General features: G+C 36.4%; 24 protein-coding genes. 3 read left to right on the top strand and 21 right to left on the bottom strand.

Annotated features, from left to right (window positions below; genetic code table 11):
- The 10 genes from JCM12304_RS11175 to JCM12304_RS11130 all read right to left on the bottom strand — a co-directional run bounded on the left by JCM12304_RS11175 (position 1) and on the right by JCM12304_RS11130 (position 12,356).
- Positions 1-1,365 carry a UDP-N-acetylmuramoyl-tripeptide--D-alanyl-D-alanine ligase gene (locus JCM12304_RS11175; protein WP_019378522.1) on the bottom strand — a complete coding sequence of 455 codons (1,365 nt, stop codon included), beginning with the start codon at positions 1,363-1,365 and terminating at the stop codon, positions 1-3.
- Positions 1,365-2,837: a UDP-N-acetylmuramoyl-L-alanyl-D-glutamate--2,6-diaminopimelate ligase gene (locus tag JCM12304_RS11170; protein ID WP_019378523.1), complete on the bottom strand. Its 1,473-nt coding sequence runs from the start codon at positions 2,835-2,837 to the stop codon at positions 1,365-1,367. The genes JCM12304_RS11175 and JCM12304_RS11170 overlap by 1 nt, the downstream gene beginning before the upstream one ends.
- A gap of 132 nt (positions 2,838-2,969) precedes the next feature.
- Positions 2,970-4,910, bottom strand: a complete 1,941-nt coding sequence (locus JCM12304_RS11165) for a stage V sporulation protein D (protein WP_060680401.1) — start codon at positions 4,908-4,910, stop codon at positions 2,970-2,972.
- 202 nt (positions 4,911-5,112) lie between these two features.
- Positions 5,113-7,335: a penicillin-binding protein gene (locus JCM12304_RS11160; protein ID WP_060680399.1), complete on the bottom strand. Its 2,223-nt coding sequence runs from the start codon at positions 7,333-7,335 to the stop codon at positions 5,113-5,115.
- A 17-nt stretch (positions 7,336-7,352) separates the two neighbouring features.
- Positions 7,353-7,727: a cell division protein FtsL gene (gene ftsL, locus JCM12304_RS11155; RefSeq protein WP_019378526.1), complete on the bottom strand. Its 375-nt coding sequence runs from the start codon at positions 7,725-7,727 to the stop codon at positions 7,353-7,355.
- Complete coding sequence (rsmH, locus tag JCM12304_RS11150) at positions 7,727-8,704, bottom strand: 16S rRNA (cytosine(1402)-N(4))-methyltransferase RsmH (RefSeq protein ID WP_172675284.1); 978 nt, start codon at positions 8,702-8,704, stop codon at positions 7,727-7,729. The genes ftsL and rsmH overlap by 1 nt, the downstream gene beginning before the upstream one ends.
- A 43-nt stretch (positions 8,705-8,747) precedes the next feature.
- Positions 8,748-9,179 (bottom strand): division/cell wall cluster transcriptional repressor MraZ, encoded by a 432-nt coding sequence (mraZ, locus tag JCM12304_RS11145; RefSeq protein WP_019378528.1) that lies wholly within the window; start codon positions 9,177-9,179, stop codon positions 8,748-8,750.
- Positions 9,180-9,382: 203 nt separating this feature from the next.
- A complete protein-coding gene (gene bshC / locus JCM12304_RS11140) occupies positions 9,383-11,002 on the bottom strand; it encodes a bacillithiol biosynthesis cysteine-adding enzyme BshC (RefSeq protein WP_060680395.1) in 1,620 nt (539 codons plus the stop codon).
- An 89-nt stretch (positions 11,003-11,091) separates the two neighbouring features.
- Positions 11,092-11,472: a DUF3397 family protein gene (locus JCM12304_RS11135; protein ID WP_019378530.1), complete on the bottom strand. Its 381-nt coding sequence runs from the start codon at positions 11,470-11,472 to the stop codon at positions 11,092-11,094.
- Positions 11,469-12,356: a 2-dehydropantoate 2-reductase gene (locus tag JCM12304_RS11130; RefSeq protein WP_060680393.1), complete on the bottom strand. Its 888-nt coding sequence runs from the start codon at positions 12,354-12,356 to the stop codon at positions 11,469-11,471. Before JCM12304_RS11130 ends, JCM12304_RS11135 begins: the two co-directional genes overlap by 4 nt.
- A 189-nt stretch (positions 12,357-12,545) precedes the next feature.
- Between JCM12304_RS11130 and JCM12304_RS11125 the strand changes: the two genes are divergently transcribed.
- Positions 12,546-13,025, top strand: coding sequence for an N-acetyltransferase (locus JCM12304_RS11125; RefSeq protein ID WP_019378532.1), 480 nt, complete (start codon positions 12,546-12,548; stop codon positions 13,023-13,025).
- A gap of 86 nt (positions 13,026-13,111) precedes the next feature.
- Here JCM12304_RS11125 and JCM12304_RS11120 read toward each other — a convergent pair whose 3' ends face one another.
- The 5 genes from JCM12304_RS11120 to JCM12304_RS20375 form a co-directional block, all read right to left on the bottom strand.
- Entirely contained in the window at positions 13,112-13,594 is a 483-nt protein-coding gene (locus JCM12304_RS11120) for an RsfA family transcriptional regulator (protein ID WP_019378533.1), read from the bottom strand.
- 89 nt (positions 13,595-13,683) lie between these two features.
- Positions 13,684-14,442, bottom strand: a complete 759-nt coding sequence (locus JCM12304_RS11115; protein WP_060680391.1) for an enoyl-CoA hydratase/isomerase family protein — start codon at positions 14,440-14,442, stop codon at positions 13,684-13,686.
- 637 nt (positions 14,443-15,079) lie between these two features.
- A complete protein-coding gene (gene rpmF, locus JCM12304_RS11110; RefSeq protein ID WP_019378535.1) occupies positions 15,080-15,253 on the bottom strand; it encodes a 50S ribosomal protein L32 in 174 nt (57 codons plus the stop codon).
- A gap of 46 nt (positions 15,254-15,299) precedes the next feature.
- Positions 15,300-15,641, bottom strand: a complete 342-nt coding sequence (locus JCM12304_RS20380; protein WP_369813163.1) for a YceD family protein — start codon at positions 15,639-15,641, stop codon at positions 15,300-15,302.
- Positions 15,642-15,649: 8 nt separating this feature from the next.
- Positions 15,650-15,829, bottom strand: coding sequence for a hypothetical protein (locus JCM12304_RS20375; protein ID WP_369813162.1), 180 nt, complete (start codon positions 15,827-15,829; stop codon positions 15,650-15,652).
- 217 nt (positions 15,830-16,046) lie between these two features.
- Here JCM12304_RS20375 and JCM12304_RS11100 point away from each other — a divergent pair, with 217 nt between their 5' ends.
- A complete protein-coding gene (locus JCM12304_RS11100) occupies positions 16,047-17,258 on the top strand; it encodes a nucleotidyltransferase (protein WP_060680389.1) in 1,212 nt (403 codons plus the stop codon).
- Between the two features lie 300 nt (positions 17,259-17,558).
- Here the strand turns inward: JCM12304_RS11100 and JCM12304_RS20370 are convergent, their stop codons facing one another.
- Both JCM12304_RS20370 and JCM12304_RS20365 read right to left on the bottom strand, forming a co-directional pair.
- The gene (locus JCM12304_RS20370) at positions 17,559-18,020 is read right to left on the bottom strand and encodes a S16 family serine protease (protein WP_369813161.1); all 462 of its coding nucleotides are present in this window, start codon (positions 18,018-18,020) and stop codon (positions 17,559-17,561) included.
- Positions 18,017-18,586 (bottom strand): PDZ domain-containing protein, encoded by a 570-nt coding sequence (locus tag JCM12304_RS20365; protein ID WP_369813160.1) that lies wholly within the window; start codon positions 18,584-18,586, stop codon positions 18,017-18,019. Before JCM12304_RS20365 ends, JCM12304_RS20370 begins: the two co-directional genes overlap by 4 nt.
- Before the next feature lie 182 nt (positions 18,587-18,768).
- Here JCM12304_RS20365 and spoVV point away from each other — a divergent pair, with 182 nt between their 5' ends.
- Positions 18,769-19,980, top strand: coding sequence for a dipicolinic acid transporter SpoVV (gene spoVV, locus JCM12304_RS11090; protein WP_060680387.1), 1,212 nt, complete (start codon positions 18,769-18,771; stop codon positions 19,978-19,980).
- 856 nt (positions 19,981-20,836) lie between these two features.
- Here the strand turns inward: spoVV and coaD are convergent.
- From coaD to JCM12304_RS11070, 4 genes are all read right to left on the bottom strand, one after another.
- The gene (gene coaD, locus JCM12304_RS11085; protein ID WP_019378681.1) at positions 20,837-21,316 is read right to left on the bottom strand and encodes a pantetheine-phosphate adenylyltransferase; all 480 of its coding nucleotides are present in this window, start codon (positions 21,314-21,316) and stop codon (positions 20,837-20,839) included.
- 13 nt (positions 21,317-21,329) lie between these two features.
- A complete protein-coding gene (gene rsmD, locus JCM12304_RS11080; RefSeq protein ID WP_077358355.1) occupies positions 21,330-21,917 on the bottom strand; it encodes a 16S rRNA (guanine(966)-N(2))-methyltransferase RsmD in 588 nt (195 codons plus the stop codon).
- Between the two features lie 419 nt (positions 21,918-22,336).
- Complete coding sequence (locus JCM12304_RS11075; RefSeq protein ID WP_019378683.1) at positions 22,337-22,612, bottom strand: YlbG family protein; 276 nt, start codon at positions 22,610-22,612, stop codon at positions 22,337-22,339.
- Between the two features lie 65 nt (positions 22,613-22,677).
- Complete coding sequence (locus tag JCM12304_RS11070) at positions 22,678-23,115, bottom strand: YlbF/YmcA family competence regulator (RefSeq protein ID WP_060680385.1); 438 nt, start codon at positions 23,113-23,115, stop codon at positions 22,678-22,680.
- Positions 23,116-23,155 lie beyond the last annotated feature (40 nt).

Genomic DNA, 23,155 nt, shown 5'->3' with positions numbered 1-23,155 from the left:
TTATTTTTTTGTTAATTGGTTTACAATTGTTTCAAACTTCAAACCTCTAGACGCCTTAACCAAAATTATCGTTCCAGGATTTAAGTAAGAGCTTAAATCCCCTACCAATTCTTCCTTAGAAGTAAAATGCTCTACCTTAATTGCGGAAGACATACGACTTATTTCATCAGAGATGAATTTTGCTTCTTCCCCAAAAGTATATACCACAGTAATAGGATGTATGATCTCATGCGCTATAGAACGGTGTAGTTCCTCTGAATAAGCACCTAATTCTAAAACATCTCCCAATACTAATATTCTTTCTTGATAGCCTTCCATTTGTTTCATAACTTCAATTGAAGCTATCATAGATGTAGGAGAGGCATTATAGGTATCATTTATCACAGAAACACCGTTTATCCCCTGTACTAATTGGAAGCGCATGGAAGTTTGCTCTAATGAATTTAATCCGTCCTTTATATTTGCAGTAGGAATCTTCATTTCCTTTGCCAACAGTATAGCAAAAGAAGCATTCTTGGCATGATGTTTTCCTAATAAAGGTATCGAGTAAGAATTGCCATCAGATAATTGGAAATTGGTTTGGCTATGACCAACTACACATTTTTCAATTACATTGGTGTTATGGGAATCATAGCCGCAGGTGCGTACATTTTTCTTACTATGTAGTTGTTTTAAAAGAGCTTCGTCTCCATCGATTATAGCTAAACCTTCTTTTTTTAACCCATTTAAAATTTCCATTTTTGCTTCAGAAATACCTTTACGTGAACCTAAATACTCAATATGTGATTCTCCAATATTTGTAATCACAACATAATCGGGAACTGCAATTTTAGACAATCTGTCTATTTCCCCAAAATCACTCATCCCCATTTCAAGGATAAGCACTTCAGTATCTCTCTTCATGGAAAGAATAGTCAATGGAACACCAATGTGATTATTTAAATTCCCTTTTGTCGCATGTGTTTTATAGGTAGTTTTCATAACGGAAGCTACCAAGTCTTTTGTAGTTGTCTTTCCATTAGACCCTGTAATTCCTATAACCACTGGGTTTACTTCTTTTCTGTATTCTGAAGAAATTTGTTGAAGAGCTAATAACGTATCATCCACAAAAAATATCAGCAAATCGCTAGGTAACGATTGTGGGAGTTTCTTTTCCTTTGTCCACAGAATAGCAACAGCCCCATTTTCAACTGCTTGATGAACGTATTCATGCCCATCGAAGTTCTCGCCAATCAATGGAATAAACAATGATTTATTTACTTTAATTCGACTGTCTGTCACAACTTCATTTATTATAATTTCCTCATCAAGCTGTCCTTTGAAGCTGGGCAAAAATCCTGCCAACCAATCTATAGTAAATAACATCAAACATTCTCCTTATCCTGGATTGCTTTACGAGCAACTTCCCTGTCATCAAAGTCATACTTAACCTTGCCAATTTGCTGATATGTTTCATGACCTTTACCTGCTATCAAAATAATATCATCCTCTTCCGCACACTTAACAGCGAATTGAATTGCTTCTTTTCTTTGCTCAATAACCTTATAATTTTCTTCCTCTAGGCCTGTTGTCATATCCTGCAAAATTGCTTTCGGATCTTCCGTACGCGGGTTATCAGAGGTGAAGATTGCAAGATCAGCATATTTCACAGCTATTTTCGCCATTAAAGGTCGCTTTGTCCTATCTCTGTCTCCTCCACAACCTACAACCACAAACACTTTTTGGTTTGCAAATTCCTTTGCAGTTTGTAATACATTTTCCAATGAATCCGGCGTATGTGCATAATCAACAACCACTGAATAGTTTTGCCCTTCGTTTACAGGTTCAAATCTGCCATTTACACCGGAAATAGATTCCAAGGCAATTTTAATCGTATCTAATGGAATAAGTGAAGTTATTGCAGCAGCACTTGCAGCAAGCATATTATATACATTAAACATACCAATCAGGTTACTTTGAATTGAAATAGACCCAACTGGTGTCTGTAACTCAAATGACGTACCAAACGTGTTCAGTTTAATATTCTTTGCCATAACTTGGGATTCATTTTTACAGCCATAAGTAATTACATGTTGGGCTGTACTCTTTTTAAGAAGTGTGCTAGAAGCATCGTCTTCGTTGATTACAGCATATTTCTGTGGTTGTTTAAGATATGAATTTCCTAGTTGCGAAAACAAAAGACTTTTTGCACGAAGGTAATCATCTATATTCTTATGATAGTCCAAATGATCTTGTGATAAGTTAGTAAAAATGGCTATATCAAAATCGCAACCATATACTCTTCCCTGATCAAGGGCATGCGAAGATACCTCCATAATTACCTGCTCTACGTTCTGTTTTTGCATTTCATGGAAAGTTTTTTGTAAATGTAACGCGTCTGGCGTTGTATTATTAACCGGATAACTACTATCACCAATTTTAGTTTGAATGGTGCCTATTATGCCTGTTTTTTTCTGAAACTCGTTGAATATTTTCTCTAAGACATATGACACAGTTGTTTTTCCGTTTGTACCAGTAACCCCAATTAAAGGTAATTTCCCTGTTGGGTTTCCATAGAATTTAACCGCAAGCATGGATAAAACACGTGAAGTATCAGGAACCACAATTACAGGTACAGTCGTCTTAACTTCCTTTTCAGCGATAATGGTAATTGCGCCATTTTTCACCGCTTCCTTCACATAATCATGTCCGTCTACGGTGAAACCAGAAATACAAACAAAAAGATTACCTTCTTCCACTTTTCTGGAGTCCATTTCAATGTTAGTAATCTCAATTTCTTCTACTGATTGCGTTTTTTGGTAAAAAGGTATAACATCCAGCAATTCTTTCAGTTTCATTTCTAACATCCTATCTCTTTTAATGTGCTATATATATATTCTAACTATGCGCATTTTTTAAGAGGGTGAAATCCCCTCCCATTAAAAAAATGCGTTGTATTTTGGAAACTCGCTTATCCATTATAGCAAAAATTATTCATTTTCACGATCATTTTCCGATAAATATATTCTCATCTTTGAACCTTGTTCTACTTTTGTCCCTGGTTTTGGAGCCTGATCAATAATATAGTCGCCTTTTCCACTTGATTCAATAGAAAGATTCGTCATATATTCCGTTAATTCATCTTTAGTCAAACCAATTAAGTCCGGTACTTCAATTTTGGGTTCCTGCGGCCACTGATATTCTTTTTCTAAACCACTACTCCTCGGTTTTACTTCCATTGCTCTTAAGCTATCATCTATAATTGTGCCTACAATAGGAGCTGCAACTACTCCACCAAATTGAACGGTTCCTTTTGGATTATCAACTGCTACATACACAACAATTTCAGGGTCATCTGCCGGCGCAAACCCAATAAAAGATACAATGTGATTATTTTCTAAATATCTTCCATTTGGCCCCACTTTTTGCGCTGTTCCAGTTTTCCCACCAACACGGTATCCGTCAACATACGCTGGTCGCCCAGTACCTTTAGCAACTACACTTTCCAGAGCATGCCGTATTTCTTTTGAAGTAGCAGGAGAGATGACTTTTTCTTTTAATACGGGCTCATAAGTCTCGACAGTTTTTTCCGTCCTAGGATCAATCCATTCTTGGGCAATATGCGGTTGGTACAAATTACCCCCATTAATAGCAGCTGCAACTGCCATTACTTGCTGTATCGGTGTAACAGATACCCCCTGTCCAAACGAAGTTGTAGCTAGTTCTACAGGCCCTACATTTTCAGGTTTAAATAATATACCGTTACCCTCTCCTTGTAAGTCAATCCCAGTTTTCATTCCAAAACCAAAATTTCTTATATAGCTAAACAGCTTTTCCTCTCCCAATTTTTGTCCCAAGGTGACAAAACCGGGGTTACAGGAATTCTGGACGACTTCTAAATACGTTTGGTGACCATGCCCCCCACTCTTCCAACAACGTAACTTTGCTCCTCCAACTTTTATGCTTCCACTATCATTGTATTCATCTTCTTCCAAGTCTACAATTCCTTCTTCCAATGCTGCTGCAAGCGTTATAATTTTAAAAGTGGATCCAGGTTCATATGTGCTCCATATTGGGAGGTTCCGATCAAAGATTTTCGCATCAACTTGCTGATAATTTTCAGGATTGAAATTTGGTCTAGTAGACATACCAAGAACTCCACCAGTTTTAGGGTTAACAGCGATTGCCAGGGCTCCATCCGGGTTATATTTTGCTACTGCCAAATCCAGCTCTCTTTCCATGATAGTCTGAACCTTGTTGTTAATGGTAGTTTTTAAATTCAAACCATCCTTTGGTGGATAATAAACATCAGCTAAACTATCTAACCTTCTGCCCTTTGCATCGGAATAAAATGATAGTCTCCCCTTTTCTCCGCTTAATTTTTCATCATAAAAAAGTTCAAGTCCCATTAATCCTTGATTATCAATACCTGCAAAACCAAGGACATGGGAAAGATCATCTCCATTTGGATAATGCCTTTTAGAATCCTTCGCTAAATATACCCCAGCCATATCTAACCCTCGTATAGCAATTTCCTGTTCTTCCGAAATTTTTATCCCTGCTGGACGGATAGTAACACTTGATTTGTTTTGTGTTATATTTTCATATACTTTCTTTGTTTCTACTTGTAATATCTTTGAAAGTTTTTCTGATGTTTCCTGTGGGTCTTTTATTTGTCTGGGTATCACCACAATCGACGGTGCAGAAACATTTTCTGCAAGAACTTCGCCTTCCGAATCTAAAATAAGACCCCTTTCTGATTCAAAAACAATATCCCTTGTCCAAAGATCACTCGCTTTAGCCATCAGTTCATCACCAATAACAAATTGCACATACCCTAAACGTACATTAATAATCACAAAAAAAATTAAACCAAAAAGAAAAACAGTAACTATTCGCTTTTTCACTGTAACAGTTGATACACGTTTCATTTTCCATCCCCTTTTCCATAGGTAGGCTTGTATCAACTATATGAAGTAATAAAATCGAATAGAACACTGTTTTTGATCAAAGTAGAGTTCGCATCACCAGCTAAAAGCATACAGGAGAGCTTCACAGTCACATATTGACAATGAAGTTGTGTGAACTTTATTAATTAATTTATAAAAGGGTGAGAATGAAGAAATTATAAGATTAATCTGCGCCCGAAGTTTCTTCTTGGCTCTCACCTTCTGCATTTTCTTTAGTCGGTGGCTTAAATTCTACTCCTAAATAGTCTCCTTTTTTAAGTGGGGTACCAGCTTTAATATTTTGAGTTACGGTATAGCCATTACCAAACGTTTCTATTTTCAGCTCAAGAAGTTCAGCAATTTGAATTACATCCCGTAATGACCAACCAATAATAGAAGGCATTATCGGCTTATCAGTTACTAAGATAATATGATCATTCACTAGAACTTTATCCCCTTGTTTAACGCTTGCATCCGTAATTGTACCCTTTCCTGCAACCGTCACTTGTAAACCTTTATCTGTGAGGGCCTCCTTCATTTTATCAGCCGGCTTGCCAATAAGTTCTGGAATGGTGATTTCATTAATTTGTTTTTCCGGATCCTTATCCGGATCTATATTTAAATAATGTAAACTATTCTCCATCACATTAGTAAATATAAATGATACAGGCATGGATCCCGTTTCTGTTGGTTCAAGTTCTGGTTTTTTCACAGATACATAGATCATCAGTTGAGGGTCTTCTATAGGTGCCATACCCAAAAAAGAGAATATATGATTTTCTTTTCCTCGTAAGTATGCGCCTGTGCTTGATTCAGGATTAGGTATCTGTGCGGTTCCTGTTTTTCCTCCCACCGTATAATCATCAATTTGGTACATTTTACCCGTTCCATGTTCGCCATTAACCACTGATTCCAATAGCTTCAAAACCTTATTGGAAGTTTCTTTTGAAATCGGATTACCGACAACGTTAGGAGATTTTTCTTTAATATTTTTGCCGGTTGTTGAATTTACTATTTTTTTCATAACGTAAGGCTGCATCATTTTACCATCATTCGCTATAGCTGAAGCAGCTTTTAATTGCTGAATTGGCGTCAAGGTACTCCCTTGCCCAAAAGAGGTTGTAATCTTCTCAATGGAGTAATTGTATAGAATTCTTCCAGCAACCTCATTAGGTAAGTCGATACCAGTTTCTTTATCTAAATCAAACGCCTTAAGATACTCTAAGAATTTATCTGTTCCAATTTTTTCCCAAGCCAGCTTTGCTGCGGCAACATTAGAGGATCTTTGAAAACCTTCATCGTAAGTTATGATTCCCCAACCTCTTCCCCCATTATGATCGTTAATGGATTGGATCTGTTCGTTAGGTCGATAGCTTCCGGATTTGTATGTCTCGTTTCCGTTATAGACACCTTCTTCAATTGCTGATGCCCATGTAAACATTTTAACCGTAGAACCTGCCTCTACAGGAGTAGAAACTACATCATTATACCAATTTTCAACATCTGAAGGGCTGTTGGGATTATAACTAGGACGATTTCCCATAGCAACAATTTCTCCAGTTTTAGGATCCATTACTACAGCAGTGATTCGCTCAGGATTATATTCCTCTTCTACCTGACTTAAAGAATCTTCTAATAAAGTCTGGATCTTTTGGTCTATCGTAAGATAAACATCGTCACCGTCTTCCGGCTTGGTAATAACTTCGCTGGGATCTAGTAATTTTTTATTATACTTATCACGCTGATAAGAGATATGGCCGTCTTTACCACTCAACAAATTATTCATTTCTTTTTCCATGCCAGCAATTCCGGTAATTTCCCTTTTAACACCGTTTTCAGTCTCTTTTTCAGTCTCTCTAGCAAAACCTAGTATGTGGGAAGCGAATACTCCATTAGGATAGTAACGAATCGGTTCCTTTTCAAACTTAATCCCAGGGAGGTTCAGAGCAGCAATTTCATCTCTTTTTTGTTGTGATAGCTCTTTACCCTCTTTACCAAATTCAACCTGAAACCTTTCATCTTTTATCCCATCTTCAATAGTAGAACGAATTTCTTCTTCTTCTAAATCCAATAAAGGAGCCAGCAACTCCGCAGTTTTCTCCGGATTATCTACATGCTTAGGCTCCTCTGGGTTGGATGTATATGCTTTGTCCACGATGGCATACATTCGAAATGTAGGACGATCATAGGCAAGCGTCATTCCATTCTTATCATAAATTTTCCCTCTCTCTGAATCAATGGTATAGGAAGCTGTTCTCTTTTCTTCCGCCCATTTTTCCAAAGAGACACCATCAATTTCGCCTGTTACTTGAATATATAGAAATCTCCCCGTTAGTACGAGAAAGATACCAACAAAAACAAGCATGAGAATACCCGCCATAAAGTGAGTTGTTTTGTGTTTCTTCATACTAACTTACTCCTTGATTAGTTGTTAAATGCGTGTGCTTGTTTCACTTCCGCATTTTGGATTTTTAAACCGTTTTTTTCTGCAATTTTGGTAATTCTCTCCGGCCTGCTTAGTTCCTTCATTTCATAAAGTAATCCTTCGTTCTCCACTTTTTGAGTTTGAACAGTTTTTTCTAACTTCTGAATGTCTCTGTTTAGTGCATCGGTATTTGATGAAAAGGAAACAATAAACACTCCTGCAGCTATAAGCCCAGCTCCCACAATTGAAAAAATTGCTTTTTCTCCTTTGGTTATCCATCCTTGTTTCTTTACTTTTACAGCAACCTTTTGGTCTTTTTTCGGTGTCTGTTCCGGATTAGTATGTTGCCAACTACGGGCATAATTAGCACTCATTATTTTTTCCACCCTTCCTCATACGTAAATTCTTCTTTCCATGGTTTTATTTTCTTTATTATTCGTAGCTTTGCGGAACGAGATCTTCGGTTTTCTTCCAGTTCTATCTCGTCTGCGCTAATCGGCTTTCTATTTAACAAAGTGAATGGAGCTTCATGTGATTCTGGTATTATAGGCAAGTTTTTTGGTGTTTCCTTAGCAGTACTCCATTTTTTAAAAGCTTGTTTGCATAATCTATCCTCAAGCGAATGAAATGTAATTACCACAATTCTCCCGCCTACTCCCACTACACGTGCCGCTTGATGAAGCGCATCATTAAAAGCTGTAAGCTCATCATTAACTGCAATTCGTAAAGCTTGAAAAATACGTTTTGCAGGATGACCTCCTTTTCTCCTTGCAGCTGCAGGGATTCCTTCTTTTATAAGTTCAACCAGCTGGTGGGTCGTTCGAATTTCCTTTGTCTTTCTGTATGCCTCAATTTTTCTTGCAATTTGCTTAGAAAATTTTTCTTCCCCGTATTTAAAAAAAATTGAAACTAAATCATTGTAAGACCATGAATTAACTATTTCATAGGCATTTAATTCTTTCGTTTGATCCATGCGCATATCGAGTGGCGCATCGTGCTGATAGCTAAATCCTCTATCTCCCCGGTCAAGCTGGGGTGAAGATACACCAAGATCAAATAATATCCCATCAACATGTTCAATTTGATTGTTCAATAATTCTTCTTCTAATCCTCGGAAGTTTGAATGAATAAATAGTATTCTATCCTGGTATACCTTTAATCTCTCTTTTGCCGCCTGCAACGCATCTAAATCCTGATCGAAAGCTATTAACAATCCATTTTCATTTAACTTTGAAGCGATCTGTTCAGAATGACCTCCGCCGCCAACTGTGCAATCAACATATGTACCATCCGGCTTTATGTTCAGACCATCAATTGTCTCTTTTTTTAACACACTATAATGTTCAAACACACATTCACCCACTTTTTAACAGTCCAGTTCTAATTTTTTTATATTAAATATCAAAATCCAAAAGATTCTCAGCAATCTCTGCGAAAGATTCCTCAGAATCAGAGAAATAATCCTCCCAATTTTCGCTTGCCCAAAATTCAATTCGATTAGAGACGCCAATCACAACACATTCTTTTTCCAATACTGCATAATTTCTCAATGGTTGAGGAATATTTATTCTTCCCTGCTTATCCACTTCACATTCAATAGCACCAGAAAAGAAAAATCGGGTGAATGCTCTAGCGTCCTTTTTTGTTAATGGAAGCTTTTTTAACTTTTCTTCTAATATTTTCCACTCATTCATCGGGTAGGCAAACAGACATTTATCCAGCCCACGGGTGACAACAAAACGATCGCCAAGATCATCACGAAACTTAGCAGGAACTATTATTCTTCCCTTTGTATCGATGTTGTGTTGGTATTCACCCATAAACATAGAGTCCGCCCCACCTTCTTTCCCCTATATTACCACATTGCCCCACTATCCACCACTTATTTATAAAAATTTCTCATATTAAATCTCAAAATAGATTGTTTCTGTTGTTTTGAAACAGAAAAAAATGCTGTCATATCAATGATATGACAGCATTTTTTATCTTCAATTTATTTTGGTGGAGACTTGTGGGGGATTTACTCTTCTTATAAATAAACAAAGTAATGTTCATTATCAAAAGAACAAGACATGGCAGTTAAATCTTTTATAAATTGTTGCCCATGTTTATTAAGAAACGGAAGAGGTGTCCACATTCTTTCCTGCAGACTCCCGGAGGGTTGAATAAAAAGTGTAATTAAATCCAACTCCCATAATTCTTTCTCATATTTTTCTTCCAGGGCTTTGATCATTCTTTTTTGCAGAAAATTAATATTCTCATCCAAATAAACAAGGTTCTTTTCTGAAAGTTGGCCAATATCATCACGAATCCCCCAAGCTAATTCCCGGAGACGATGATGAGCATGCTCAATAACATCCTTAACTTCTGTGGAAATATCTTCAATTTTAGGATCGCTTTTTTCTGCTAACCAATTATCTTTAAAATTTTGAAGATCTATATTTATTATTTGTTCAGCCGTTAAATTATATTTCTTTATTAATTTATCTATATTTCTTTCTATAAATGTAAAAGAAAGCCTTGGGATAACCGGTGGCATTTTTATATCTAAGGTTTTAAACGCTTCTTTTAATTCAGCCCAATAACTTATCTCTCCCGGCCCACCAACAAATGCTAGTGTTGGAAATAATAGCTCCTGCATAAGTGGACGTGTGACAACATTGTTACTAAGCTGTTCAGGGTGTTCTTTGGCAATTGATAGAAGTTCTTCTGTAGTAAAACGTACTTCATTCTGTTTTCCTACCCACTCCCCGTTGTCTGACCGGCTAAGTAAAATTCTATCTCCATGAAGATGATAGAAAAGATGAGCATCATTTAATTCTGAACCAATAGATGAAGAATAACCCATTTGTTGCAATTTTTCTGCAGCTTGGTACACCGCTTCAGAAATTACAGGTTGATATTGAATCATTTCTTTAAAATGAATAGATTCAATTCTACGAAGAAGTGAGTTTCCTGAGTCAACAAGTACAAGGCCTTCCGATCTAAACAAATGATAGACAAACCTGGCAAAGAAGTCCACATACGTTTCTGAGTCATCTAAACATCGCCTTACCCATTCATAAAGTCCCTTCGTATGAAGCGTCTCCGGCAGCTGCTCAAAAAGCTGGTCGAGCCAATTTTCAGCCCTCTCATGGTTAATTTGCTTATGGGATACTGAACTTTTAGTATAAGTATGTTCGGAAAGCGTATGTTTACTCAGCTTGGAATTTTCAGGTAAATAAACATGATTAATCTCTGCAAAATCATGATCCTCACCCGCTACCCAAAATACAGGAATCACAGGTACGTTTAATTTCCTTTCCTGTTCCTTCGCATACTGAATAACTGAAATAATTTTATTGATAGTATACATAGGCCCTGATAGCAAGCCTGCTTGCTGACCTCCTATTACCGCCATACTATTTTCTTTTTCAAGGCGGCGAATATTAGCTAAAGTTTCTTCAGGTGCCTCCCATTGCTTATTCATTGTATGCAATACTTCACTAAGCTGGACACGATCAAAATGGCGACCCTTCAAGTCTTTAACTCTCTGCTCTGTACCTTTGAAGGGGTGATAATCAAAAAAACGTAATATATCTTCATCATTTTTTCTGTATTTTTCAACAAGCTTATTTTGTTTATGTAATGTTATAGGGTCTATATGCATTGATCCCATGCTCCTTTTATTCATTATCCAATACGTATTTTACATAATTCATTCCTAAATTTCATATGATCTGCCTATACTAACATGAATTAGTAAAATATGCGTAGGATAATCCCTACCATCGATAACAGCAAATATGCAAACAAGAATAGCAGGAATGTTATTCTCCAGGTTAGGATAATGGCTTTAAAAATAACGATTTCCGTGTTATATCTCCATTGATAGAAAATAATTATACATAAAACAGATAATACGAGGACCGCTAAATACCCCAAATGAGTATGGCCAACAATAATTTTAAATAACATTGCTACTGCGATAATATATAATATGGTCGTTACATAGACGGTTATATGGACGGCCTTTATCTTTGTTTTACCAACTTTACGAGCAATTAAATATGTAACCCAGGTTGCAAGGATCGGTAAAGCAACAAAAATAGAAATAAGATATATAATGAATTCCTTCATTTATTCAGAATTCCTTTCTTCTTTTCTAAAGCTTTTAAACTATGATATATAAATGAAGTGTATGGTATTTTGGTATTTGAACATTGCTTTAACAGATAACCAGAGATCGCTTCTATTTCAGTTTTTCTTCTCTCCTTAATGTCTTTATACATGGAAGACGTGTTTTCCCCAGTGTTTTTTGCAACCCGCTGAACCTCAGACCATTGTTTATCTTCATTCAAGTTTAAAATAAAACTTGCTTCTTCACATAATTGCTTAGCCAAAAATCTAATATATTCATTTTGAATTACTTGTGAATTTTTAACTTGAAAAAGAGCTGTTAATGGATTAATTACTGCATTAAGAATCAACTTTTCTTTTAGCAATATAGACCAGTTGTCCCGATAAACCATCGGAAAATCATGTTGTTCAAGCTCAGATAAAAGCTGTTGTAATTCATTGTTAGCTACTCTACTGTATGACGCCAACTTAATAACACCTTCCCCAGTATGCTTAACGGTATAATCATTAACCTTTTCAGCTCCATGCTCTACCGCACCTATACTAATTGGTTGACTTAAATTACTAATTTTTTCTATATGTGACATCCCATTTTGTAGAAAAACCAACAAAACTTCATTACCCAGGCTAGAAAGGTGTGGCAAAATTTCTAAGAACTGAAACTGCTTGACACATACCATAATACAATCTTGATCCTTTATATTATGTATAAGTTCACATTGTACTTGCCGTCGATCAAACTTATCTGAAATCCTTACCCCGTGTAAATCTATCAGTAATTTTTGTTTTGTCCGTCTAACATATACTGTGACATTATGTTCTTCAGCTAAATAGCCACTTAATAATAACCCTATAGCTCCGCCACCAATTACGCCGATATTCATATCCACAACCCCTTAATTTATGTATGAACAGTATAGCAATAATAATTATATCCGAATATTCATTAAATCGGTAATAATTTGTAATATCATTCTTTTATTTGAATCTGTTCTTTTTTATATTATAATGAAAGAGGTATATAGTGAGGAACACTAATTATTGTTTAAATGGGAAAGAGGGGGAGAAATATCATGAATCGTATAAAAGTAGAAAAATTGCTTATTAACTTTAAAACCTTAGAAAAGTTCAAATATTTCAAAGAATATGGCAACCAGGAATTATCGATGTTGGAAGACCTTGAAAGTAATATGGTAGAAAATGATAGTGATTCACCATTTTACGGAATCTACTTTGGAGATAATTTGGTGGCGAGAATGAGCCTTTATACAGTAAAAGCAAAATACGATCAATATTTTGAGCCGCCACAGGATTATTTAACACTATGGAAGCTGGAAGTACTACCCGATTACCAAGGGAAAGGTTACGGTAAAGCATTAGTGGATTTTGCGAAGAGTTATAACTTACCAATTAAAACAAACCCTAGAATAAATTCTCATGGTTTCTGGGAGAAGATGGACTTCCAAAAAGCACATTACGACATGGAAAGAGACCTTGGAGAAAACCCACTGATATGGCTACCAGAAGGTGTAGAGGAACAGGAAAATAAATAATCCAAAAAAATCCTTGCAGAAGACATGAACGACTCTTATGTAGTGCATTCATGTCTTTTGCTATTTTAATGAATATTATATAATTGCTACGATTCCGCATTCACCCAAGTCCAGAGCTTCCCCATTTCCTCCCATGCATGTTCGTAACGCAAAAGTTTTTTCTTCAACTTCTCATTCTCTATCTTTAAGTCAGCTACTTGTTTGTCTTGATCCTCACGGAGAATTCTATCTTTCCCTTCTTCAGACAGACTTAATTTCATCTGTTCCAACAAAGATATCGCAGTTTGAATTGTTTCTTTCGAATTACCTTCAAGAATTTTACCTTGATAAATATCTTTCCTATTTTGTTGCTTTCTTTCATCTTTTGCCAACTGAATGGCATGTTGATAATGTTTTCGTATAGTCGCATTCCACCTGAAACCACATGCTGCAGATGTGCGAGACAATTGCCTGGCTACATCCTTAAACGCTTCTAGCTGTGTCTTTCCCTCTCTAATATACCTTATAACAGTTTCAGCTAAAACGATATCTTCATCTTCGGTCCAAGCATCCTGACGTGAAGCATTCATTCTATCCCTCCTTATTCGTTTGCTATAAATGTATGCAAAGAATAGTTCTGATAGAATAAATGTTTATGTTTTTACACAATTATACTCTATTAGCGGGTTAAAAATTTATTAACTGCTTGAATATGTTCTTCAGACTCCCATAAAATTGCACAATTTCTCACTTCTTCCGCCATTACAGATGATAATCCAATACTTGATAATTTCTTTTTAAATTGTTTCTTAAGTACTTTCATTTGCTCATACGATTTTGAAATATAAGGTTCTAGTAGTTTCTCGGTGTTTTTCCATTCCTCATCCGCAACAATATGTTGAATCCATCCACGTTCTTTTAAATAGGGAGCTTCAAGAACAGTTCCCTCTAATAACCACTGAAACGCAAAGCTGGGTTCTACTTTTTCATACAATAAGGTTCCTCCCCCCCAACCTGGAACGATTCCCAGTTTGGATTGAACAAAGCCAAATTTGCTGCCTTCTTTCGCGATTCGGAGATCACACGCTGTAGCGATTTCACAGCCACCTCCTAATGCTCCACCGTTCAATAAGCAAATAACCGGAACGGGAAATGTCATAATTTCAGCCAGTACTTCCTTCATAGGATAAAGATGATTGAAGGCCTCATCTGAAGATAGATTACCATGTAAACTAGTCAGATCCCCACCAGAACAAAACATCTTTTCCCCTGCACCAGTAATGACGAGAAACTTAATTGTGTCTTTCTTTGCCTCTAATATGCAGCTCATAAACTCTTCTGTCATCTGCTTTGATATTGCGTTATGTTTTTCAGGTCGATTCAAATAAATCTCTCCATAGTTCTTCTGATGAGAGGTATATGTAATATGTTTTTCCACGAATTTCTCTCCTTAATTGCGTTTTCATTTATAATATCATATAAACTGTTTACCTTATCAAACCGAGATTAACAATGCATTTTAAATAATGATTTACTGCAATGTTGGGATACAAACGTATGTTACTCATTCACAGTTGGAGGGAACTGCGGACTAGAGTAATCTCATTTTAAAGAAGTGGATGGACCCATTGATTTCCGCTACAGGGGGACGCTTACCACCGGCATGGCTTCAGCCGCTTCCTCCGCTACGCTCCGTTTAGTGTCTTCAGCTCATGCTATTCCGATACGAGTCGCGGGCCAACAGGACAAGGAAAGCTTCTAAGAGAAACATCGCACGCAGAAGAAGCGGGTTTCTTTTTCAAGGAAGTGGTTTTCTTCCGAGGAAGCTGAAGCGTTGCCTACGGAAAGCGAAGTGTATTTTCCGAAACGGCCATTAAAAAGCAACCAAGTTACTTCAGAGTTTATCTATTTCCCGAATCATTGAATAACCTTAACATATATATTAGAACCTTAAATAAACTATAAAGCAACTTGATAGTACTGTAATTTATGTCGTATTTCCTCTAATTGTAACCCCCTAGCACTTCAGGAAATAAAAAAACAGACCATCGAAATGATCTGTTTTTTAAAAAATATTAGTTGTTTACAACTTCTTTGCCATCATATTGACCACATGATTTACAAACATGGTGCGGTTTAGTTAGTTCTCCACAATTAGAGCACTCAACCATGCCAGGTACGTGTAATTTTTTATGAGTACGACGTTGATTTTTAACCTTTTTAGAAGTTCTTCTTTTAGGTACTGCCATGACTTACACCTCCTTCACATAAAAAACAAAACGAGAACAATGATTCTTATTTGTCTTTCTTATTTTTTTCTAATAATGTTTCTAACTTTTTAAATCGTGGATCTATCGTTTTTTCCTTTTTTTCCTCTGAAACAAATTCCCAATCCTGGCCTTTTTTTGGAGCGCCTTGCTGGTTATTCTCCCCATCGGAAAACACGCGAAAAGGTACCTCTAATAGAATATTTTCCTTTATTAAAGGAGTTAAGTCAAGCACTTCTCCCTTAACAGGATGAATTTCATCTTCCTCTTCTTCTTCCGTATAGTAAGAAGATGTAGTAAAAACTTCATCTGCCTTAATATCAAAAGGATACGGTACATCCACCAATGTACGTGCACATGGTAATGTCATTTCACCCTCTATATGAAGAGTGAAAAATATCTGCTCTCCATGAAGATAGCATTTACCATGGACCTTACAGGATCTATATGACGTATATCATTGTTCATCGTTTCTAATTCAGAAACATCAACCTTTTCATCAAATTGAAAAGGATCATTATAAGCATTTTTTCTAATCTGTGCTATTGCAAACTTCATTATTATCACCTCAAGGCAACAAGAGTAATTTTAAAAGAAAATTGGACTTTTGTCAACATATTTTCTTTACAGAATACAGACAGCCATTTAATACGTCTTCCAATAATATAATCGTTAACTCATCTATCGTATTAGCAGGGTTCTTCATTCTATAATGCATGCACACCTCCTTTATTTTTGTTACAATATTACCATTATATAGTAGGAGTGTTTGTTTATGGATGCCTGTGGATTAATTGTTGAATATAACCCTTTTCATAATGGTCATTTATATCATGTCCAGCAAGCGAAAAAATCCTCTAAAGCAGATTGTATTATAGCAGTTATGAGTGGTTCATTTCTACAACGAGGTGAACCGGCAATAATAGATAAGTTTCACCGCACTCAAGCTGCGTTGGCATCGGGTGTGGATTTAGTAGTAGAATTGCCTTATTCATATGCTGTCCAAAATAGTGACTTCTTTGCAAAAGGAGCCGTACACACATTGGATAAACTGAAGGTTTCCAGTATTTGTTTTGGTAGTGAGTCTGGTGATACCTCCAATTTTATAACAAGTTACAAAATGTTTAAAGAAAAAGAGGCTATCTTTCATGAGGTTGTACAACTATATTTAAAAAAAGGAATTTCCTTCCCTGAAGCAAGCAAGGCTGCCTATAAACAGATAGGCTTATCTACCAATGAACTCGATTTGACAAAGCCAAATAATATACTTGGATTTGGTTATATTAGAGCTATATTTGAAGGGAATCTTTCCATCAGCCCAATTACAATCAAACGTACAGGCAGCAATTATCACGATCAAATGATTAATAACTCTGTCGCAAGTGCCACTAGTATACGGAAGGCATTATTTCAACAGGAAAGTCTCACAGAGAAAATCCAAGGAACATTGCCAGTTTCAACTTGTGAACAGTTGATAAAATATAAAAAAATAACTGGCTACTGGCATACATGGGAAAATTACTTTCCTCTCCTTCAGTATCGTGTATTAACAATGTCATTAGATGAGATTAGAAAGATTCATGGCGTGACCGAAGGAATTGAATACAGAATTAAAAAAACGGCAAAAACGGCAACTTCTTTCTCTGGATGGATGGATGAACTAAAAACAAAACGCTACACTCGTACAAGACTACAACGCATGTTCGTCCATATTCTTACAAATACAAAAAAAGAAGATCTACTCCCTATCCTTGACGATCAATCTGTATCTTATGTCAGGCTACTGGGATTCAATGAGACAGGTCGAAAATACATAAATTTGAACAAAAAGAAGATACAAGTACCACTTGTTACAAAGTTAACTAAAAACATGGATATTTCCTTAAGCTTGGAGGAAATAGCCAGTAACGCTTATTATAGTATCCTTCCTCCGAGCATTGCAGAGACACTACGTAAACAAGAGCTGCAGCCACCAATTATTATATAAAACAGCTATTTTTCCAATGAAGGCATGTGTTCTATCCTAAAAAATATAATATTTTTTAGCAAATCTCATTTACCTTCGGAGTGCAAGATAAATGCGAGCTCGTGATTATTTCATTTTAAGGAAGTGGATAACCTCTTTGATCTCCGCTACAGCGGACGCTCTCAAAACTCCGTGCACAAGCGCGATATCTATGTATATGAGAATCAAATAAAACAGTCGAACGTTTCGGATTGTATAATATCTCGAAAAACGTTCGACTTTTCATTTACTAAGTAATTTAATTACATAATCTATTACTAATTATTTAGAAGCAGGTTTCAAGCCTTTCAAATAATCGACCGCATCCTGAAATGTATTAACAGGGACAATTTTCATCGATGTGTCTATTTCAGCTGCCTTTTCCTTTGCAACTTGGTAGTTCGAATCTTTATTACCATTTTCATTAGGAGCAAAGAAGATATCTGCACCTTCTCTGTCAGCTGCTACCACTTTTTTATCAATACCACCAATTCTTCCAACGTTGCCATTATAATCTATTTCACCTGTTCCGGCAATTTCATAACCTCGCGTGAAATCTTCCTCGGTTAATTGATCAAATATTTCAAGTGAGAACATTAATCCAGCACTCGGTCCACCGATCCTACCACTTGAAAAGTGGACTTCCGGGTCAACCGTAACACTACGGTCTGTAACCAATCGAATACCAATTCCTACTTTACCATCAAGTTCTTCGTATGCATCCAATTTTATATCTTGTGTCATTTCCTTCTCTCTCTAACAAATTTGATAGTGACAATATCTCCGGCTTTCTTACCTTCTACAAATGTGATTAAGTCTTCGGCTTCTTTAACTTGCTTGTCATTAATACCAACAATCCTATCACCCATTTCGAGGATACCGTCAGCTGGCATTCCATCTATCACCGTTACAACATAAACGCCATTAAATTCAATTTCTATGCCTTTTTCTGCAGCTTTACATGCAACTACTGTTGAAGCTTCTTGTGAGTTTTCCATCATTTGAAGTTGTGCATGCATATACTCGTCTTCGGTAACTCCTTCAGGACGAACATCCTCTAATGGCATGACCTCCTGATTTGGAAGAATCTTAGCCCAAATAAATTGTAATGGAGTAGCCTGTCCCCCGCTTATAGTCACAAGATGCATATCTCCTTTACTTTTATAACCCTCCTCAACCTCTACAATAGGATTTAGTGCATCTGCACTACCTGGTTTGTATATGTAGTAAGGAATTTTAAATGCTGCCAAAAAATAAATAAGGATAATAATAATGAACAGAAAAAATAAATGTTTCTTTGTAAATCTCATTTACATGCTCCTTCCAACTCTTAACCAATAAAAGTGTATGGCATATTTTCGCTATGTATGTGCGTATATTGATAAAGACTTGTACTACTCAAATAAAATTATTATAGAACAAGCTAGAATTATTCTACTACTATCATAGAGGGATGTACAGAGCAATGGGTCATGATATAGGAGGCAGAGGATTGAAACAAATAACGAAAACACTATTATTAGCGAGCCTGTCCACTTTTATAGCTTTTTCACTGATAAGGTTCCCAGATGAAGCTTTCAAGGCTAGTATTAGAGGATTAAATATGTGGTGGGAAGTAGTTTTCCCTTCTTTACTACCATTTTTCATTACCTCCGAATTATTACTTGCATTTGGGGTAGTTAAGTTTGTAGGTATTCTTTTTGAACCAATCATGAGACCATTGTTTAACGTGCCAGGTGTTGGGAGTTTTGGATGGGTGATGGGTATGGCAAGTGGATATCCAACTGGAGCAAAAATAGCCAGTAGATTACGTGAGGAAAAACAATTAACTCGGATTGAGGCTGAGAGACTCGTATCGTTTACAAATGCCTCAAGCCCCTTGTTCATCATTGGAGCCGTTTCGGTAGGTTTTTTTCATGATGCAAAGCTGGGCGTATTGCTAGCTGCTGCACATTATATTGGCAATGCACTAGTTGGATTCTGTATGCGATTCCATGGTTTAAAATCTTCCAGAGAAACAAAGCCAAAAACAAATGGAAATTTTTCACTTATTAAAGCGTTTCAAGAAATGCATCACACTCGCCTAAAAGACCCCCGCCCGATTGGAGAGGTGTTGGGAGACGCAGTTGTTAATTCCATAAAAACACTTGTCATGGTTGGAGGATTCATCATCTTGTTCTCCGTACTTACTAAATTACTGTTTTTAGTTGGCATTACCCCATTTTTAGCCATATTTTTTAAGGTGTTTCTGCAAATAATAGGACTTCCTATAGATATGGCTTTACCATTATTCTCCGGCTTGTTTGAAATAACGATTGGTGCTCAGAGTATTTCAGGTGTTTCAACAGACTCTATACTAGCAAAAGCGATTTTAATAAGCTTTATTTTAGGGTTTAATGGCTTTTCCGTACAAGCCCAGGTTGCAAGTATTCTCGCGAAAACAGATATCCGTTTTACTCCTTACTTTTTCGCTAGATTTCTTCATGGAATTTTTGCAAGTATTATTGTGATTATTCTTTATAAGCCTCTTTATTTAAATAAACAAGCATTCGGAACAGATGACATCCCTGTTACTCAACAAGGTCAGGCTCAATTATTCTGGTTGGATTTACTGGAACTCCTAAAACAATTTGGGCCAATTTTCACTATCCTTTCTTTGGCTATCGCTTTTATTATTCTTTATCGCCGTGGTAAACAGAGTTAGCAATGTCCTTTACACAACAAGGTTCTACTGCAATTGTTGGGGTACAAACGTATTTCTTCATTCATAGTTGGGGGAAAATGCGACGTAGTGGATATGATTTTCTAATCTCGCTACGGGAAAATATTACGCTTTCTGCGGGCGGCCTGCGAGCCTCCTCGAACTCGGGCCTGCAGGATGCTGGTTACAAAGGCGTTGTCACAGGACGTGACGAACTTAGCCTTTGTTCCTAATTAGTTACGTTCTCCGGGGTCTCGCTAGTCTCGCTTTTCCCGCTGGAGTCTACATATTTCCCCTCCGCTAGGATGAGTCAGGATTATCAAAGTTATAATATATTTGTCACAAAAAAGTTGAGCAAACTCTAAACTTAGATAAAAGTCTATACCAATTGATTGAAATGGAAGATGGCAATCTAAGAACGCCACGTCCTGTGGCAACGATTGCATGACCAACGTCCTTGAAAAAGAAATCCGCTTTTTCTGCGTGCGATGTTTCTCTTAGAAGCTTTCCTTGTCCTGTTGGCCCACGGCTCCTGCCGGAATAGCATGAGCTGAAGACCCTGCACGGAGCGTAGCGGAGGAAGCGGCTGAAGCCATGCCGGCGGAAAGCGTTCATCTGGAATGGAAATCAATGGTGATAGATGATCTGCTAAGGGTATTTAGCCCCCATAATCCTGCTACAAGTTGAATACTTTCACACCTTCGAGCACAAGAGCGAAATGTATTTTCCGAAGCGGCCGCTTAAAGTACTATCAAGTTACGTCGGAGTTTATCTATTTAACGAACCATTGAATAACCCCCACAAATATTTTAGAGCCAACAAAAAAAGATGTTGCTTTTTATCACAACATCTTCTTCTTTTATTTATACTTTGTAATTAACGCCTGCTCTACTGGTTTTGGAACCAAATCTGAAACATTTGCTTTATACTTTGCCACTTCTTTTACTATACTTGAACTTAAGAATGAATATTGATTATTTGTCATCATAAAAAAAGTTTCAATTTCTTCATCTAACTTTCTATTCATGGAAGTAATTTGCATTTCATATTCAAAATCACTGACTGCTCTAAGCCCTCTAATGATAGCCTGAGCGTTTTTTTCTTTTGCATAATCCATCAATAATCCATCAGAAGAATCCGCTATCACATTCGGCAGATCGATAGTGCATTCCTCAATTAATTTTATCCGTTCCTCAACAGAAAATAATGGGGCTTTCGATTGGTTATTGAAAACTGCTACAATAATTTGGTCAAAAATCCTTGCTCCACGCTGTATAATATCCAGATGCCCATAAGTAAGCGGATCAAAACTACCAGGGCAAATTGCTAACCTAGTCAATATAAAATACCTCCTATGCGTCATTTCTAAATATAGTTATTGTAATAGTACCACCATATTTTTGTTGCTTAATTAAAGATAGTGATTTATGTAATGGATTCAATACGGTAGAATGATCGTGTTCACAATAGATCATAGCTCCCTTATTTAGTATCTCTAAGCTGACTATTTCATTTATTAATCCTTCATAATCTCCTTTTGCGTAAGGCGGATCCAATAGTATTAAATCAAACTGAAGTCCTCGCTTGGATGCAGCGTGTAACGCACGAAATGCATCTGCCCGAAATACTTCTGTTTCTTTTTCCAAGTTAAGCGCTTTAAGATTATCATGAATGATATGTATAGCCTTCGGTGACTTATCAACCAAAATCCCCCATTCCATTCCCCTGCTCAATGCTTCAATGCCGAGTGCTCCACTGCCGGCGAACAAATCAAGAAATTTACCTCCTTCAAAATATGGACCCATTATTTGAAAAGTCGCTTCCTTAACTTTATCAGTTGTCGGTCTTGTATTTTTACCTGGAACTGCTTTTAATTGACGTCCTTTATATTGCCCAGCTATAACTCTCATAGTCACACTCCCTTTGGCACTATTCGACATTAATCCTATCATAAAAGGGAAGAGATGAAAATAATTTAAATTCGATAACAAAACATGAACTTTGATGTATAAATTTATCTTTCTTGTACATAATAAATTATTGAGACAGCTAAAGGTTAGCTTGGTTGTTTCATAACTCGAAGAAGACTTACACTTCCCCATAAGATCTTCTTCGGTTTCTCCTCTCCCTTTGCCTTTTTGTTTTCTAAAAGGAAAACAAAGGGACCTGCAGAAAATATTTCTGCAGGTTTTTCTTTTTGTTAAAAGCCTTTTGAAAAAATTGAGGTATAAAAGTAACTATATCTAGTTATACATAGTTTGGGAGGAAAGCGAATTAGCCTCCTTTATTAATTATTAGACCTCTTCACCCATTAGAGCAAAAAAATATGGACAACATATTGTCCATATTTTAAAAAACATTATATACCCATTTTATAATCATATTGTTTTGCTTTATCTGGTTTTGCATTTTCGTAGTTTGTTTCTATAAAGGGTTTATAAGAACGGTCTACTTTTGATACAAAGGCTAACTTAAGTAATTTTTGTTCGGTTTTTTCAATTTCATCCTGATTTACGTAAATTACAGCATATTTCATTCTCTTTGATACATAAATTAAATGTCCATACCTCTTTATTTGTTTAATATTTTTCAAATGTTGAAACCAGACTATTAAACTTTGGCGATCCACATTCATATCATGCCCTCACTTACAAGTTATTTGCAACTTAGTTTATCAGAGTAACCATATAAATTCAAAGATCAGGAGGCACAGCCACATCCTCCACCGCTTCCACAACCACAGCCACTATCTGTTAAAGCTGCCCCTTCCTGAGGAGCTTTCACTTGTTCACTTACACTCTGAGCTACATATCTACTAATCTCATCTAATAATTTTTGCAGGTTTCTTTCGGCAATTTTAAATTCAGCCACCTTATCGTTCATATCCATTTCTCGTTTGGCTGCTCGTACCTTTTTCATGATTTCATTATAATCAGGGTGGTATCTGCCAAATCGCTGGACATCGTCATACTGTTCTTTTATATGTTGAAAATCTCTAATTAATTTCTGAGCTTCTTTATCTTTATGAAGAGCTTTCTGGGAATTAGTATAGGCTTCCATTATGTCTGAATCCATTACCATACTCCCCAATTGCTCGGATTTATCTAATATATCTACATATTCCATAGTAGCTATCATTTATTACACCTCCACTACTATAGTATCATTTAAGACAAGT

This window comes from Virgibacillus halodenitrificans JCM 12304, assembly GCF_001310895.1.
In the GTDB taxonomy this organism is placed as follows: domain Bacteria; phylum Bacillota; class Bacilli; order Bacillales; family Amphibacillaceae; genus Virgibacillus_Q; species Virgibacillus_Q halodenitrificans.
This window is presented reverse-complemented; position numbering and strand designations above follow the sequence as displayed.

Coding starts and splice junctions, on each gene's coding strand:
- JCM12304_RS11175 (WP_019378522.1), bottom strand. CDS start 1,365: ATGTTATTTACTATAGATTGGTTGGCAGGATTTTTGCCCAGCTTCAAA.
- JCM12304_RS11170 (WP_019378523.1), bottom strand. CDS start 2,837: ATGAAACTGAAAGAATTGCTGGATGTTATACCTTTTTACCAAAAAACG.
- JCM12304_RS11165 (WP_060680401.1), bottom strand. CDS start 4,910: ATGAAACGTGTATCAACTGTTACAGTGAAAAAGCGAATAGTTACTGTT.
- JCM12304_RS11160 (WP_060680399.1), bottom strand. CDS start 7,335: ATGAAGAAACACAAAACAACTCACTTTATGGCGGGTATTCTCATGCTT.
- ftsL (WP_019378526.1), bottom strand. CDS start 7,727: ATGAGTGCTAATTATGCCCGTAGTTGGCAACATACTAATCCGGAACAG.
- mraZ (WP_019378528.1), bottom strand. CDS start 9,179: ATGTTTATGGGTGAATACCAACACAACATCGATACAAAGGGAAGAATA.
- bshC (WP_060680395.1), bottom strand. CDS start 11,002: ATGCATATAGACCCTATAACATTACATAAACAAAATAAGCTTGTTGAA.
- JCM12304_RS11135 (WP_019378530.1), bottom strand. CDS start 11,472: ATGAAGGAATTCATTATATATCTTATTTCTATTTTTGTTGCTTTACCG.
- JCM12304_RS11130 (WP_060680393.1), bottom strand. CDS start 12,356: ATGAATATCGGCGTAATTGGTGGCGGAGCTATAGGGTTATTATTAAGT.
- JCM12304_RS11125 (WP_019378532.1), top strand. CDS start 12,546: ATGAATCGTATAAAAGTAGAAAAATTGCTTATTAACTTTAAAACCTTA.
- JCM12304_RS11120 (WP_019378533.1), bottom strand. CDS start 13,594: ATGAATGCTTCACGTCAGGATGCTTGGACCGAAGATGAAGATATCGTT.
- rpmF (WP_019378535.1), bottom strand. CDS start 15,253: ATGGCAGTACCTAAAAGAAGAACTTCTAAAAAGGTTAAAAATCAACGT.
- JCM12304_RS20380 (WP_369813163.1), bottom strand. CDS start 15,641: ATGACATTACCATGTGCACGTACATTGGTGGATGTACCGTATCCTTTT.
- JCM12304_RS20375 (WP_369813162.1), bottom strand. CDS start 15,829: ATGAAGTTTGCAATAGCACAGATTAGAAAAAATGCTTATAATGATCCT.
- JCM12304_RS11100 (WP_060680389.1), top strand. CDS start 16,047: ATGGATGCCTGTGGATTAATTGTTGAATATAACCCTTTTCATAATGGT.
- JCM12304_RS20370 (WP_369813161.1), bottom strand. CDS start 18,020: ATGACACAAGATATAAAATTGGATGCATACGAAGAACTTGATGGTAAA.
- JCM12304_RS20365 (WP_369813160.1), bottom strand. CDS start 18,586: ATGAGATTTACAAAGAAACATTTATTTTTTCTGTTCATTATTATTATC.
- rsmD (WP_077358355.1), bottom strand. CDS start 21,917: ATGTCGAATAGTGCCAAAGGGAGTGTGACTATGAGAGTTATAGCTGGG.
- JCM12304_RS11075 (WP_019378683.1), bottom strand. CDS start 22,612: ATGAATGTGGATCGCCAAAGTTTAATAGTCTGGTTTCAACATTTGAAA.
- JCM12304_RS11070 (WP_060680385.1), bottom strand. CDS start 23,115: ATGATAGCTACTATGGAATATGTAGATATATTAGATAAATCCGAGCAA.